We start from the raw sequence: 12,499 nt of genomic DNA on the forward strand, positions 1-12,499 counted from the left end.
GCTTACCCTTCTGCGAAGAAGATGTCGTTGGGGGACATGTAGACTCTGGGGCTGCCCGCACCGGGGACGGTCAGATTGGTGTGGAAAAGCACATCAGGAAGCACGGCGGCATTGCCGCCCCCGGTGTCGGCACTGATCCCGCCGAAGGTGAGGGGCACCGCCGACCCGCTGAAGGTGAATGTTTCGTCCCAGCCAGTGTCACTGGACACCCGAAGCGTGCCGGCATCCGCATCGACAGCCGCAACGATATTGATGGGAATCATCGCAGGATAGCGGAAGCCCGGGCCGCCCCAGGATCCCACAACCGTCTCAACCGTCCGAACGTCCCCGAGGTATTCGATGGTGACGGTCCGCAGCACGTCCACATAAACATATCCCGTGCTCTCGCGGTCGTAGGTGAAATCCCTGGTCCACCGGATGATCAGGTCACCACGGAAAAGCTCCAGCCGCGCCTCGCCGTTGTTCTCGGTGGACGGGGAATAGGCGTTCGGATTCTCCTCGAGGTCACCAACCGCGACGCCGATGCGAAATCGGGCCCTTGTCACGTTGTTCGGGTTCTTCGCCATGGACCGGATGTCGGGGACCAGGTGCCGAAACTCGGCCGACCCAGCCCCGTCGCAGATCAAACGCAATGCTCTGGAGCCCCAGAGGATCTGGCCGGCCCCGGTAGTTGAGCGGAGAGACGGGTCGATGTAGAGGTTGCGGAAAAAGTCATGGACGGCGAGCAGCTTGGCGTTGAAGGCGTCCACGCCGTTGAAGACCGTCTCCCGCCCGATGGAAAGCTCGGCACCTTCTTTCTTGAAATACTGCTCGTCACCGTCACCGAAATAGAAATCGCCACCGTCATCAATGTAGGCCGTCCAGTTGGCCCCGTCGTAATATCCCAGATGGTCTGGAGTGACGTTCAGCCCGGTGGTGGGGATGGCTGACAGATTGGCCGTAGCGCCGGCGGAACCAGGGATGGTCAGGTTACCGATCATCTCCACGGAGCCATCATCAAGCACCGCGAACAGAGGATCGCCCGCGTAGAAATAGGTGATGAGCCCGGTGCGGTTGCCGACAGCCTTTGGCCCCAGCGCGGCCACAGCATCGCCCACGACGCTTTCCACCTGCCCTTCCACGCTGATTTTCTCGGTGGCCGCCAGGGTGCCGGTGACGATCTTGGAGGCGGTGAGTTTGACGATCTTGGTGCCTTCAACGGAATCGTCCGCCAGGTGCTCCTCGATGAAATCCCGGTCGGCCTCCGTCACCGACGCCCACGGCCCCAGGCCGTCGACATCGCCTACCGACAGCCGCGGGGTGGTCACGGTGAACTGCTGGCTCATGGTGCCCTGGCCGAAGGCGTCAAAGGTGGCAAGGCGAAGATAGAAAGTCGTGTCGTCCGCGAGGTTCCCCACCTGAATCGGGCCGCCGAAAGTCTGCGCGACCTGATTGGCCGGTGCCGGCGTGAAGCCGGGCGTCTGGGAAAGCCACACCCGGGTTTCTCGATAATCCAGGTCCTCCGGCACATCGAAGTCGATCTCAATGGCCCGGAAGGTGGCCGCGACGATCAGGGCCTCCGGGAGCCCGGGCGCCACGTTCTCCACCGCCAGCACCGCAGCCTGGGCGCTGATCTGGTTCTGCCGGCCCCGGCAGTACACCCGGACCTCGAATGCGCGCCATGCGCCGGCGGTGCCGGTCTCGCGAGCGTGGTCCTCGGCGTTCTTCTCGTAGGTGTACACGAACTGAGGGTCGGTGACCGGCTCGGTGCGGACCAGCGACAGCGTGCCGCCCACGTCCGCCCAGACCTCGACCTGGTAGTCCCGGAAGTACGGATCAAGGGCACCGTCACCGGCGCCGTTAATCTCCCACCCCAGATCCCGCCACTGCGTCACCGTGCTGGCGCGCCACACGATTTTGGCATCCCGCCCGCCGAAGATCGGATCGTTGCCCTGCTCGAACAGCTCCACACCGGAGACATTGGGCACCGGCAAGCGCACGGGGTCTCCGAACTCTGACGCCGCGACCACGGTGTGCTCGGCATCGGCCCAGTCGGACTCGCGCCCGAAGGTGTCCCGGGCCCGCACCCGCACGGTCAGGTGCTCGCCGTCGAACACCGGGTCGATGTAGGCGGTGGTCTGACCGGTGTTGATCGGCGTCCAGGCGTCGGCCTCAGTGCGGCGGTACAGCAGCTCGTAGCCGGCAGCACCGGTCACAGGCGCCCAGCTGACCCGGGCGCGGCTCCGGATTGCTCCATCCGGCTGCACGGTGTACTGATCGAGGCCGCTGGTCACCTGCAGGTCTGCCGGTGGCGCCACGGTTCTCGGCGGCACGGTGATGCCCGGGTCGAAGGCCGGGGCCGCAGAGAAATCGTAGATGTCGGTGGCAGCGTCGACCAGGGTCAGGGAGGCGGTGAAGTCCGGGCCAGGCTGAATCTTGGTGATCTTGCAGTCGATGCTCTCCCGGCCGGCCTCGCCCATCAGCACCAGATCGCCGGCGCCCACGCCGGGTACCGGCTCCGCCAGCACCAGCTCGTCACCGTCCAGCGTGAAGCCCACCACCGGCTGCGCGCCGGCCCCGGTGCGAATCCTCACACTGTCGGCGCCGGCGGGCACCTCCTCGTCCAAGACCAGCCGCACGGCCGCGCCGGTACCGTCGGTCTCCAGGTCGGTGATGACCCCGGCACCCAGGCCCACCAGGATGGTGTCGTAGGCCAGCCGCACCCGGTTTCCCCGCACGCACGCCAGGTTCTCCCAGTCCATCTCGGCCTGGTAAGTCTCCGGCCGCAGCTCCGCCTGCCGGAAATAGTAGTTACCGTGGTGCCAGGCTTCCTCCGCCGAAGCCACGCCCTGGGTCTGGAAATCCTCAAACTCGGTGGCGTTGGACTGGTCGTAGCCGCTGCGGTAAACGATCCGCTCCGCGTCGGTCCAGCTGTCCGGGTCCACGTATTTCACGCGCAGCGCGTGCGGGAGGGCCTTGTACTGGCGCGAGGACTCGAAGCCCCGGGCGTTCCGGGGGCTGATCATCTGCACCAGCGGTGCGTCGGGATCGTCACGCACCATGCCGAACAGGCCATCCTGCAGCGAGAACGAGGCCTGGCCGCCGGCGGCAATGGCCCGGGCGCGGTCGAACAGGGTTTCCGAGGCGTCGTGCACGTGGTGGTAGTTCAGGCCCTGGGCCTCGCACCATGCCGCCCAGTCGGTCAGCGCCGCCCAGTTGATGCGCGAGTCCTCCACCGGCCGGCTCACCTGCGGTCCTGTGAGCGCGTCCAGGTAGGCCCATGCCGGGTTAGTGGTCGGCTCCACCGTGAAGCCGCCGGCGCCGTCCGGGATGCGCAGCACAGCCGTGGTCCGCAGGCTCAGCTCGTCCACCACATTGTTCAGCTGGTCGGTGGCGCGGATGCGCAGCGCCATCAGCACGTGGTCGCCATTGTACGGGCTCTGGCTCCGGACGGAGCGGAGAGCGGTCCACGTGAAGTCGGCGATGGTCTGCATCGCCTTCCCGCGCAACGCGGTTTCCACCCGGGTGACGCGGACATCATACTGGCCCAGCGGCACGGGGTACCGGTAGGTGCGGCGCAGGGTGGCGTCCGCCCCGCCGCCGCCTCGGATCTCGAAATCGTCGGCCAGCGTCCAGGCATCGCCTCCCGTTGGCCGGTACTCAATGCGGAACCGGACTCTCGCGTGGTACTTGAGGCCGTCGTCCTGGATCAGGTACAGGCCCTGGGGCGCCACCAGATCCACCACAAACTCCCGCGTCGCCGGCGACGTGGTGCGCACGGCCTGGGCGGTGTCCCGGTAGACGTAATCGAACCACTGCCGAATATCCCCGGTGTCGCCGACGATCTCCACCTTGTAGGACCTCTGGGGGTCCTTCCCATCGAACTCCATGGGCATCGAAATGCCCAGGGCCTCTTCATCGATGGACTGGCTGAACAGGGAGATGTCGTCCGGATAGCCGATCTCCCACTCCACATCCTCGAACTCCTCGATGGGCGTCTCGCCGATGCGGATCTGGCCGGGATCGATCTGGCTTTCCTGGGTCAGCGGCGCGCCCGGCGCCACCACCTGGCCGCCCACGGCCAGAGGGCCGTAGCCCAGGCACAGCAGCATGCGCAGATACTGCTCATCGCTGTCCACCTCGGTGACCGGGTTGGCCGCCAGCGGCGGGAACCACCGCGGGCTACCGTAGGCGCGCGGCACCACGCCGTAAGGATTGGGGCGGTTGGCGGTGCCGGTGAGACTGGAGCGGATCGTGCTGCCGCCGGAGTTGGCGGGCACGTCGGGCTGTTTTGGCGGGATCAGGGCGTTGACGGCCAGGCTGCCGGCGACGGAGACGATGGCGCTCACGCCAGCCTGAACCGCGATAGCCGTATTCCCCGTCAGGCCGAGGGCGCCGGCCGCGAGCCCGCCCGTGTAAGCCGCCGCGATGGCCACGCCGATCATCAGCGCGATCCGGCCGAGGTCATCCCCCTGCGGTACCGTGTACAGGGTCACCAGCCCATCAGGCAACGGCTCGGCCCAGCGGGCGCGCGGCCAGGGGGTGCCGTTGACCTGGGCATGGACGGTCAGCGGCTGCTCGCCAACCAGGTCGAGCAGCGTGGCGCCCTCATCCAGCTGGCAGGTGTACGTGTCCGCACGCAGCGGGTGCGGCTTCGCGACCAGTTCAACAGGCACGGTAGAAACCCTCAATGCGGGAGCGCCACGTGGGGCTGGTGAAGGCCTCCCGGCAAGAGTCCTTGCCGGCGGCGCTATGGATCATCTGGCCAGGGGCGACCACCACGCCTATGTGGTTGGGCCGCCCGCCGACGGTGAACAGCACAGCATCAAGCTCGCCCGGCACCGCCCGGCCCACATCCCAGTCGGCACGGCTGGCGACCAGCTGCCAGTCACCTCGGTTGGCCTGGATCAGCGCCGAGGACTGGGCGCTCACGGGTTCCTGGTAGCCGTCAAAGGACGGCAGCTCCAGGCCAAGGCGCTCACGGTAGATCAGGCGCAGCAGGCCCCAGCAATCGCAGCCGGATCGGTCCCGGCCGCCGGCGCGGAACGGGATGCCAATGAAGTCGGAGAGGTCGATCATCGGAATAGCCCCGGGGCCAGACTGGGGTTGAAGATTTCCTTGGTGGCGGGCTCGTTGAGCACATCCACCAGATAGCCGATTTTCAGTGTCACCGCAGCGGCGCCGATGCTTGCATCCAGAAGGGAGAATGAGAGGGGCCCCATCTCCGAGGTGACCGTGCCAGCCTCATCGACTCGCAAGATTTCCACATCCACCGAGGGTGGGTCGGTAACGGACCGCAGGATCGCTGCCAGGGACCGATCCACATTGTCGATCTTCAACTGCAGCGCGGGGACCTCGTCCTCGCTATCGGGGGGCAGGGTCAGCTCGAACGGCAGCGCCATGTAGGTTTGGCCGTTGTGCTGCAGGGCCTGCATGTCGTTCACAAGGCGCACCGGCTCCGCCAGCATCTCATGATCAAACGTCACGGCAGCCAGCAGCACATGGGCCGACTCGCGGGCAAACAGCTCGCGGAGGCCGGCAGCGGAAATTGGCCGAATCATTGGTCGCTCCAGAAACGAAAAAGCCCGCTTTCAGCGGGCCGAGTTCACTACTTCTAAGGGGTGGGATCGTGCTAGATTCGAGCAGGTTTCGGATTATAAGAACAAATGGAGAAGGCTAATGGGCAATCTGTTATTACTCGCCATCATCGCTATTGCGGTCGCATTAATCATCCGCAAAAACCGAAAGACCCGCAGCCCCTACGAAGCGCATATACGGTCTACAGGTAGATTCGACATCAACGTAGCGGGCGAATCCTTCTATCAGGAAGCCCTCATCGACATAGAAGCTCGCTTGGGACGCGGCTGGGACGATGAAGGCCTGCAAGCATTTATCGTCCCGGAGGACGATAACCCTCATGACCGGAATGCCTGCGGGGTCTACATTGACGGGGAGAAAGTCGGCCACCTCTCACGCGAGAACGCGAGAGAGTTTCGAAAGAAAATTGGCGGCCGATTGCTCCGAGACCACAGTCACTTTGGCGTTCGGGCCCGACTGGTAGGAGGCCAGCCGGACAAGCCCAGCTTTGGCGTAATACTGGACATGCCCGCCGAGGATTGAATCGCACCGCTGAAAGCCCTCCTAGTCCGACAACGCGCGGAAGTCGGCGATCTTGCGGCGCCAGGCGCCATTATATGGCCAGGCCGTGATTTTCGTGGCGCCGTCCTGGGCGCGGAGGTCAAAATACAGATAGGTGTTCCTGCCCATCGGGTTGCCTGTCATCTTGATGGCAACCTCTGCTGAATCACCATAGAAGTGCGATTCCTGTCCAACGTTCTGCCCCAGCAGGCCGCTCCAGGCAATCTCGTTGTCGATGTACTCCTTGTACTCGCGGAACACCTGCTCAATGGGCTCCTGTGCCACCCAGGTCTCCGAGTCTTCCTGGCGCAAATCCTTGGCTGTAGTGGCGCACCCGGCCAGCACCACCCCCAACAGAATTATAATAATGCTTCTCATCTGCCCTCCGATTGGCATTTTAAGGCTGGACCTCGATTGTAAGAGAGAGCATCCACCACAGGCCACCGCCGACCGGGTCGATCTGGTACCCGGGGGGCAGGATCTTGGCGGTGACGGTCTGTCCGGTGCGGGGGTGGGGCCAGCTGAACGACAGCGCGCCGGCCGCGATCTCGTCGTCGAAGAACGCCTCGAACACCGCCAGCTCTGCATCCGTCAGCTGGTACTGCACCGGGATGGTCCGGGTGCCGGCGGTGAACCGGCGGCGGGTCTTCGCCGGGCCGGTCTCCATCTCGCTGCGGAGCACCTGGTTCTGCGGCGTCTCCTGGTAGCCGCCAGGGCGCACCTCCGGCAGAGACTCGGGCCACGTTGGCATCAGTACCCCCTCCGGCGTACGCCGAATGAATCCCGCATGGAGCGGTCGAAGCTGCCGTCGCTGAGGCCGGCGTTGACCTCATCCCGGATCCACATGCGCACCATGCGCTGGCCATCAGGCCCGCGGGTCTCCTGGGTTTCCACGGCCTGGCCACGCGCCCGCTGGTCAAACACCTGGATCAGCACCCCGCCTCCGCCGCCGCTGGCCTGGACGCCCAGCTTGCCGCCGGGACCCCGGGTGAGCGGCATGATCGCCTCCGGGCCGGCCTCGCCCATGACCCCCACGCCGGTGGCCATGGGGAACATGGTGGCGGCGTGCACCACCCCGCCGTTGGCGAAGGCCCGAATGTCGCCGTGCTCAAATACGTTGCCCTTGGCGTTGAACACCCCGTTGAGGTTGCCCACGTTCGTGCTGGCCCCGCCGCCGCCACCGCCGAAAAGGCCGGCTCCAAAGCTGGCGGCCACGCTGCCCAGGGCGTTGCCCAGCGGGGCAGTCACTGCGTTGCGCAGAATGATCCGCTGGATGTCCTCGCCCAGGGCCACCAGCACGTCGGACAGCTTCTTGCCCTCGATGATCGCGTCCTCGAAGGCGCTGCTGAATGCGAAGCCCATCTCCTGGCCGGCCTTGGCTGCCGTCTTGGCGGCCTCAGTCTGCTCCTCGGCGGCGCGCTCGATCAGGTCCCGGGCCGCCGCCTCGTCGCCCAGGGCACGGGTCAGCATGGGCAGGTGCTTGGTGGTCAGCTCCTGAACCGCTCGGCTCTCAGCCACCCGCTGGGCCTCCGCCTTCTGGCTCTCGGTACCGTGGCGCAGGATAAGGTCCAGGCTCGCGGCCTGCTCTTCCTTCCACTCCTTGTTGTAGTCGCTGATGATCTCGTTGGCGATGCGTCGCGACTTGACGTTGTCCTCGAGTGCTTTCTTCTCTTTGTCGTAAGCGTCCTTGGCGTCCAGCGCCGCCTTGGCCGCTTCCAGCTGGTACGGCAGCGCGCCGGCCTGGGCCAGCTCGTATAGCTTGGCCTCGGTGGTGGTCATCCGCAGGGTAGCCGCCTCCAGCTTCATGGCGTCCACCTTCTTCTGGATGGCCTCGATCTCTTGCTTCGTGGGCCCGCCGCCGCCACCACCGCCGCCGCCGGTGCGTTTTTGCTGCTCCTTGATGATGCCCTGCTCCACCTGCTCAATGTCCGCGCGAATGTTGTAGTTCTGGAGCAGCAGCTGCTTCTCGGCTTCCAGCTGCCGGATCGCGCCCTTGATCTCGTCGGTGTACCAGATACCCGGGCCCAGCACCGGCATGGTGGCCAAGTCGCGCTGAAAGATGTTCAGGTCCGCCTGCTCGCGCAGCGTTTCCAGGTCGTCGTTGATCTGGGCGACCCGGTCGGACAGTTGCTCCGCCGGCCCCATCAGGCCCAGCGCGCGCAGCTCCCGGCCTGTGTTCTTGATGACCTCCAGCGCGGTCTTGAATCCGCTGGTCACCGCGCCGGCCAGCGCCACCGCGCTCTGCTCGAACGCCGGGTCGGAGACGATGCCCTGAATCTCCGCGAACTCACTGGACACCTCGTCCAGCACCCCCACGATAGTGGGGGCGATGTAGGAGACCGAGGAGCGGGCCATGCCCTCGAAGCTGGCCCGGGCGCGGTTGATGGATTCTTGCGCCTGCAGCAGCCGGCGAGCGTCGACCTTGGACATGGTGATGCCCAGGGCGTCGGCTTCCTCGCGCAGGCGCTGGATCTGGTCGGCGGACGCCGAGGCCATATCCGCCATCTGCTCGCCGCCGGTGCCGCCGAAGATCTCGTCCACCAGCCGCTGGCGGGCGGCCACGTTCTCCACCTCGCGCAGGCGGGCCGAGACCAGCTCGAACAGCTCGGCGGTGTCCCCGCTCACCTTGTTCAGGTCAGCCTGCTTGAGGCCCAGGCGCGTGAAGGCTTCCTCCGCCGGGCCGGCGCCGGTGGCAATGAATTCGTCCGCCCGGAGCGACAGCTCTTTGATGCCGTCCACCAGGGCGTCATTCTGCACGCCAAACTGGCCCGCCGCATAGGTCATCTGGGTCAGCCAGTCCGACGCCACGCCCAGGCGCTCGGAGACCTGCGCCACCGCGGCGCCGGCCTCGACGGTGCGGCCGACGAACTGCACCACCTCCCGCACCGCCAGCGCCGCCATGAAGCCGCCCACGGCCTTCTTCGCCAGATCCGTGGACCGCTTCAGGTCGTTCAGCTGGCTGTTGGCCTTGTTGATCCCCTGGCTGAACTTCGCCGTCATCAGGCGAAGATCGACCTGGATGTCACCGAGAGACACGCTTTTTCCTCACCTTGGCGAACATGGCACGGGCGGCCTGGACGCGCTCATCGTCCGACATCTGTTCCTGTCGGATGCGCTTCTCCAGGGCGTCGAAGTTGAAGTGGGCGACCCACTCGGTCAGCTCCGCCGACGAGATGGTGTCCAGCAGGGTCTGTACCGTCATGCCCAGCTCTCGAGCGAGATGGAAGTAGAACCGTCGCTCGGGCTGGGCTATCAGTTTTTTGCGGCGTCGAGGGCGGCGTCGGCGTTCAGGCGGTTGAAGCGGAGCACGGCGCCGGACAGGAAATCCATGGCGGCCCAGGTGAACGTCTGGCGGATCACGTCCACGTCTTCGTCATCGAACACGCGGTTACCCTCCTCGTCGCCCAGCCCCACCACCAGCAGCCGGGCGGTGATTTTGTTGGTGTTGCCCATCGCGTCGACCCGGCCGGTCTTGTCCCGGAACTCAGCCATGGCGGCCTCGTAGCGGTCCCGCTCCGTGCCCGTCATGCGGCGCAGATACACCGGTTCATCCATATCCGGCACGGTGACCTGTTGGACCTTGGCCGCCGCGCGGGCGGCCTGCAGGAGTCGATCCTTGTAGCTCATGGTGGGGCTCCTTACGGCGTGCCGTCGTCGAAGGCCACGTCGCCGTCGATCAGCAGGTTGAAGGTGGAGTTGACGCTGTTGTCAATGCTGCCGTTGGCGCCGGGCTCGTTGGTGAAGTAGCCGCTGAAGGTCCAGGTCTCACCGGTCGGGGCCTCCACCTCCATGGTCTTGGTGGCGCGGGTAGCGACGGCCTCACGCACCGCGTTCTGGCCGGCGTCGAGCATGTCCGTCCGCACGTTCAGCACGAAGGTGCCCTGGCTCAGCTGGCCCGGCCGGGACTTCTTACGCTTGCCCTTGAGGGTGGAAAAGTCCTGCTGGGTGACCTCGCCGCCCTGGATGTCGAAGTCGATGGCCCCCTCGATCTCGGTGTCCGGGGTGCCCGGGGTGGTGGTGTCGATCCGGAAGATGAAATCATTCGCACTGATGGCGCCCATGGCGGCCTCCTGTTAATAAAACCAAAGGGTGAAATCGAGCATGAAGCGGCTGAGGCCGCTGTCCCGGTCATGCCCCGGGCGGGTTTCGTTCATGACCACGGAGTACGGCGCCAGCCGGCGGTATTCCTGCTCGAGGAAATCCAGCTCCACGCTGGGCTCCTCCAGCCAGGCCGCCACGGCGGCCGGGTCACGGACGGCCAGCGCCGCCTGCACGGCGGTGGCGGCCTGGTCCGCGTCGGCCGGCGTCGTGGTCCAGACATCCAGCTGCCAGCGCTGGCGCTTCAATGAGCTGCGCCCACGCAGGTGATCCTGGGGATCGTCGAACACGCAGGTGAACGTGGCGCAGGGGAACTCCACTCCCTGGGGCGCTTCGTCCTGGAATACCCGACCCGCCAGCAACGCCGCCGCCGGCGCGTGGATGGCGAGCAGCGCGCGGATCAACGGGGCGCCACTGATCATTTCTTCCTTGCCTCTTTCGCGATCATGAGCCGGATGCGCTTCTCCGCTTCCTGCACCGCCTCGCGCTTCTTGGCCTCGTAGGCGGGACGGATAAACGGCTGCGGCCGCACACCGGGATGCTCCACCCGGGTGAAAACCTTGCCGTCGAAGGCGACGGGCTTGCGCTGGCGGGCCTTGCCCCGGTTACGGCCCCGGCCCTGGTACGGGATGAAGTGCGGCGCCGCGCCCTTTTCGATGAACCGGAAGTAGAAGGCCTCTGAGAAGGGACCGACCCACCCTCGAAACCCTACGCCGCCCGGCAGCTTTTTGATCTTGTAGCGAATGTTCTTTTTGCCCTCGCCGGTCCGGCTGGGGGCGCGCGAGCGCATCTCCTTGCGAAGCACCTGCGCCATCTTGGCCGTCCCGCCCCGGGCAATGCGGCCGGCCACTTTCTTATCGAGCTGCTTCAGGGCCCGGTTGGTTTCCTTGAGCCCTTTGATCTCGAGACCGCTGTTAGCCAAGGCGCTCACCCGCTTCGCACATGATGGTCAACTCGGAGTGCTGCTCCTGCGGATCGATCACCGATACGATGTTGTAGGCGGTGCCGCGGTAGATGGCCCTGCAGTTCGGTGCCAGGGCCGCCAGGGCCTGGGTGTAGCGCACCCGGATGCGCACCTCCACGGAGCTGTTCTCGCCCTGGGCCTGGAAGAATTCCCGGCCGTTCAGCGGCTCCACGGCGGCCCACTGGGTCGCCAGCGGCTCCCAGGTGATGACCTGGCCGCCGTGCTTGTCAGCGGTGACGCTGGCCGGCGCCTCGAAGCGCACGCGCTTGTTGAGCCGGCCCGCGCGCATTTACTTGTCCTTCTTCGCCGGCGCGGCTGACGCCGGCCCGGCGCCATCCTGATCCGGCGCCTTCTTGGCAAGCCCACGCGCGATCAGGCTCTGCGCATAGGCTTGCTCAACATTGACGGGCTGGTCGGGTTTGATCGGCTCGCCACCCAGCCGGAAGGGACGTTGTGCGATGAGTTTCATGGTTCCTCCTGAGAGATATTGCCGCGCGGTCTACCCCACCGGCCGCAGCATGTAGGGGCTGAGGAAATCCATTACGCCCAGCGGGAGCTCGGCGATGGAAACGCCAGCGATGGTCGCCTCACGGTTCTCGTAGAGGTGGCCGACCAATAGCAGGATTCCGATCTTGGCGTCCGGAGGGATCTCCTCGTATCCCACCGCGGCGGTAATGGTGACGTTCTGCGGGGTACGGTCGGTGGCCGGCCAAGCGCCGATGGGCCGAAGGCGCGGAAGAACACCCCTCGCATCCAGCCGGTACGCCTCCGCCGGCAATGTCTGTTCGATACCGTCAGGATCCAGATAGGTGATCTCGCTGACAGACCGGGTCGGAGTCCAGGGCAGCTCAATGGCGCCGGCCGGAAGGTCATCCAGCGTCAGGCTGACATCGGCCGCCTGGAAACGATGCTGGGTGATCTGCTCCGCATTCCGGATTGCCCCGGGGATGACAATATCCTCGAGGTAGCTGTCCTCGGCGGTCTCATCCTGTTCAATGCGGCATTGGACCTTGGCGGCCTGAAGACTGATCATGCGGAGCCTCGAAGAAGGCGCGGCCAGGCCGCGCCGGTTTTACTTACCGTCCTGGCCCGAGCCGCCGGCAGGCTTGGAGCCGCCAGCACCTTCCTTGCCCGGCTCGACAGCGATCTTGCGGTCGATCAGGTCCTTGGCTTTCTCGGGCTCAAACCCGGCCCGGTCGCGGGGCGAGTACCGGCCCCAGGGGCGTTTGAACTGGACGGTGACCAGCTTTTTCTCAGTGCGTTTCTCAGCCATGTTGGCCTCCAGACAGAAGCCCCGGGGCGACCGGTCCGGGGCGGGGT

Annotated in this window: 16 protein-coding genes; 1 reads left to right on the plus strand and 15 read right to left on the minus strand. The window is 65.8% G+C overall.

Features of this window, described 5'->3' with window-relative positions; genetic code table 11:
- Positions 1 to 2: 2 nt before the first annotated feature.
- Genes ACLD0W_RS12545 through ACLD0W_RS12555 form a run of 3 tightly spaced genes read right to left on the minus strand, consistent with a single transcriptional unit; the run spans position 3 to position 5,540 of the window.
- Positions 3 to 4,655, minus strand: coding sequence for a host specificity factor TipJ family phage tail protein (locus ACLD0W_RS12545; RefSeq protein WP_410307817.1), 4,653 nt, complete (start codon positions 4,653 to 4,655; stop codon positions 3 to 5).
- Positions 4,645 to 5,058 (minus strand): C40 family peptidase, encoded by a 414-nt coding sequence (locus ACLD0W_RS12550; RefSeq protein WP_410307818.1) that lies wholly within the window; start codon positions 5,056 to 5,058, stop codon positions 4,645 to 4,647. The genes ACLD0W_RS12545 and ACLD0W_RS12550 overlap by 11 nt, the downstream gene beginning before the upstream one ends.
- Positions 5,055 to 5,540, minus strand: a complete 486-nt coding sequence (locus ACLD0W_RS12555; protein WP_410307819.1) for a DUF1833 family protein — start codon at positions 5,538 to 5,540, stop codon at positions 5,055 to 5,057. The genes ACLD0W_RS12550 and ACLD0W_RS12555 overlap by 4 nt, the downstream gene beginning before the upstream one ends.
- A 118-nt stretch (positions 5,541 to 5,658) precedes the next feature.
- Here ACLD0W_RS12555 and ACLD0W_RS12560 point away from each other — a divergent pair, with 118 nt between their 5' ends.
- Positions 5,659 to 6,099, plus strand: coding sequence for an HIRAN domain-containing protein (locus tag ACLD0W_RS12560; RefSeq protein ID WP_410307820.1), 441 nt, complete (start codon positions 5,659 to 5,661; stop codon positions 6,097 to 6,099).
- 21 nt (positions 6,100 to 6,120) lie between these two features.
- Here the strand turns inward: ACLD0W_RS12560 and ACLD0W_RS12565 are convergent, their stop codons facing one another.
- Genes ACLD0W_RS12565 through ACLD0W_RS12620 form a run of 12 tightly spaced genes read right to left on the minus strand, consistent with a single transcriptional unit; the run spans position 6,121 to position 12,452 of the window.
- Entirely contained in the window at positions 6,121 to 6,495 is a 375-nt protein-coding gene (locus tag ACLD0W_RS12565; protein ID WP_410307821.1) for a hypothetical protein, read from the minus strand.
- A gap of 19 nt (positions 6,496 to 6,514) precedes the next feature.
- Positions 6,515 to 6,868 (minus strand): hypothetical protein, encoded by a 354-nt coding sequence (locus ACLD0W_RS12570; protein ID WP_410307822.1) that lies wholly within the window; start codon positions 6,866 to 6,868, stop codon positions 6,515 to 6,517.
- Positions 6,868 to 9,153 (minus strand): phage tail tape measure protein, encoded by a 2,286-nt coding sequence (locus tag ACLD0W_RS12575; protein ID WP_410307823.1) that lies wholly within the window; start codon positions 9,151 to 9,153, stop codon positions 6,868 to 6,870. The genes ACLD0W_RS12570 and ACLD0W_RS12575 overlap by 1 nt, the downstream gene beginning before the upstream one ends.
- The gene (locus tag ACLD0W_RS12580) at positions 9,140 to 9,319 is read right to left on the minus strand and encodes a hypothetical protein (RefSeq protein WP_410307824.1); all 180 of its coding nucleotides are present in this window, start codon (positions 9,317 to 9,319) and stop codon (positions 9,140 to 9,142) included. The genes ACLD0W_RS12575 and ACLD0W_RS12580 overlap by 14 nt, the downstream gene beginning before the upstream one ends.
- Before the next feature lie 50 nt (positions 9,320 to 9,369).
- Entirely contained in the window at positions 9,370 to 9,744 is a 375-nt protein-coding gene (locus ACLD0W_RS12585) for a hypothetical protein (RefSeq protein WP_410307825.1), read from the minus strand.
- An 11-nt stretch (positions 9,745 to 9,755) separates the two neighbouring features.
- Positions 9,756 to 10,178 carry a phage tail tube protein gene (locus tag ACLD0W_RS12590; RefSeq protein WP_410307826.1) on the minus strand — a complete coding sequence of 141 codons (423 nt, stop codon included), beginning with the start codon at positions 10,176 to 10,178 and terminating at the stop codon, positions 9,756 to 9,758.
- Between the two features lie 12 nt (positions 10,179 to 10,190).
- Positions 10,191 to 10,637, minus strand: a complete 447-nt coding sequence (locus ACLD0W_RS12595; protein ID WP_410307827.1) for a DUF3168 domain-containing protein — start codon at positions 10,635 to 10,637, stop codon at positions 10,191 to 10,193.
- Positions 10,634 to 11,137 (minus strand): HK97-gp10 family putative phage morphogenesis protein, encoded by a 504-nt coding sequence (locus ACLD0W_RS12600; protein WP_410307828.1) that lies wholly within the window; start codon positions 11,135 to 11,137, stop codon positions 10,634 to 10,636. Before ACLD0W_RS12600 ends, ACLD0W_RS12595 begins: the two co-directional genes overlap by 4 nt.
- Entirely contained in the window at positions 11,130 to 11,468 is a 339-nt protein-coding gene (locus ACLD0W_RS12605; RefSeq protein WP_410307829.1) for a phage head closure protein, read from the minus strand. The genes ACLD0W_RS12600 and ACLD0W_RS12605 overlap by 8 nt, the downstream gene beginning before the upstream one ends.
- The gene (locus ACLD0W_RS12610; RefSeq protein WP_410307830.1) at positions 11,469 to 11,648 is read right to left on the minus strand and encodes a hypothetical protein; all 180 of its coding nucleotides are present in this window, start codon (positions 11,646 to 11,648) and stop codon (positions 11,469 to 11,471) included.
- Positions 11,649 to 11,678: 30 nt separating this feature from the next.
- The gene (locus ACLD0W_RS12615; protein WP_410307831.1) at positions 11,679 to 12,212 is read right to left on the minus strand and encodes a head-tail connector protein; all 534 of its coding nucleotides are present in this window, start codon (positions 12,210 to 12,212) and stop codon (positions 11,679 to 11,681) included.
- Between the two features lie 39 nt (positions 12,213 to 12,251).
- The gene (locus tag ACLD0W_RS12620; protein WP_410307832.1) at positions 12,252 to 12,452 is read right to left on the minus strand and encodes a hypothetical protein; all 201 of its coding nucleotides are present in this window, start codon (positions 12,450 to 12,452) and stop codon (positions 12,252 to 12,254) included.
- Between the last annotated feature and the right edge of the window lie 47 nt (positions 12,453 to 12,499).

The organism is Alloalcanivorax sp. C16-1, from assembly GCF_046507805.1.
Classification (GTDB): domain Bacteria; phylum Pseudomonadota; class Gammaproteobacteria; order Pseudomonadales; family Alcanivoracaceae; genus Alloalcanivorax.

Excerpts from the sequence above, each read along its gene's own strand:
- ACLD0W_RS12565 (WP_410307821.1), bottom strand. The coding sequence starts at position 6,495 with ATGAGAAGCATTATTATAATTCTGTTGGGGGTGGTGCTGGCCGGGTGC.
- ACLD0W_RS12580 (WP_410307824.1), bottom strand. The coding sequence starts at position 9,319 with ATGACGGTACAGACCCTGCTGGACACCATCTCGTCGGCGGAGCTGACC.
- ACLD0W_RS12610 (WP_410307830.1), bottom strand. The coding sequence starts at position 11,648 with ATGAAACTCATCGCACAACGTCCCTTCCGGCTGGGTGGCGAGCCGATC.
- ACLD0W_RS12605 (WP_410307829.1), bottom strand. The coding sequence starts at position 11,468 with ATGCGCGCGGGCCGGCTCAACAAGCGCGTGCGCTTCGAGGCGCCGGCC.
- ACLD0W_RS12550 (WP_410307818.1), bottom strand. The coding sequence starts at position 5,058 with ATGATCGACCTCTCCGACTTCATTGGCATCCCGTTCCGCGCCGGCGGC.
- ACLD0W_RS12560 (WP_410307820.1), top strand. The coding sequence starts at position 5,659 with ATGGGCAATCTGTTATTACTCGCCATCATCGCTATTGCGGTCGCATTA.
- ACLD0W_RS12620 (WP_410307832.1), bottom strand. The coding sequence starts at position 12,452 with ATGGCTGAGAAACGCACTGAGAAAAAGCTGGTCACCGTCCAGTTCAAA.
- ACLD0W_RS12595 (WP_410307827.1), bottom strand. The coding sequence starts at position 10,637 with ATGATCAGTGGCGCCCCGTTGATCCGCGCGCTGCTCGCCATCCACGCG.
- ACLD0W_RS12615 (WP_410307831.1), bottom strand. The coding sequence starts at position 12,212 with ATGATCAGTCTTCAGGCCGCCAAGGTCCAATGCCGCATTGAACAGGAT.
- ACLD0W_RS12590 (WP_410307826.1), bottom strand. The coding sequence starts at position 10,178 with ATGGGCGCCATCAGTGCGAATGATTTCATCTTCCGGATCGACACCACC.
- ACLD0W_RS12555 (WP_410307819.1), bottom strand. The coding sequence starts at position 5,540 with ATGATTCGGCCAATTTCCGCTGCCGGCCTCCGCGAGCTGTTTGCCCGC.
- ACLD0W_RS12585 (WP_410307825.1), bottom strand. The coding sequence starts at position 9,744 with ATGAGCTACAAGGATCGACTCCTGCAGGCCGCCCGCGCGGCGGCCAAG.
- ACLD0W_RS12570 (WP_410307822.1), bottom strand. The coding sequence starts at position 6,868 with ATGCCAACGTGGCCCGAGTCTCTGCCGGAGGTGCGCCCTGGCGGCTAC.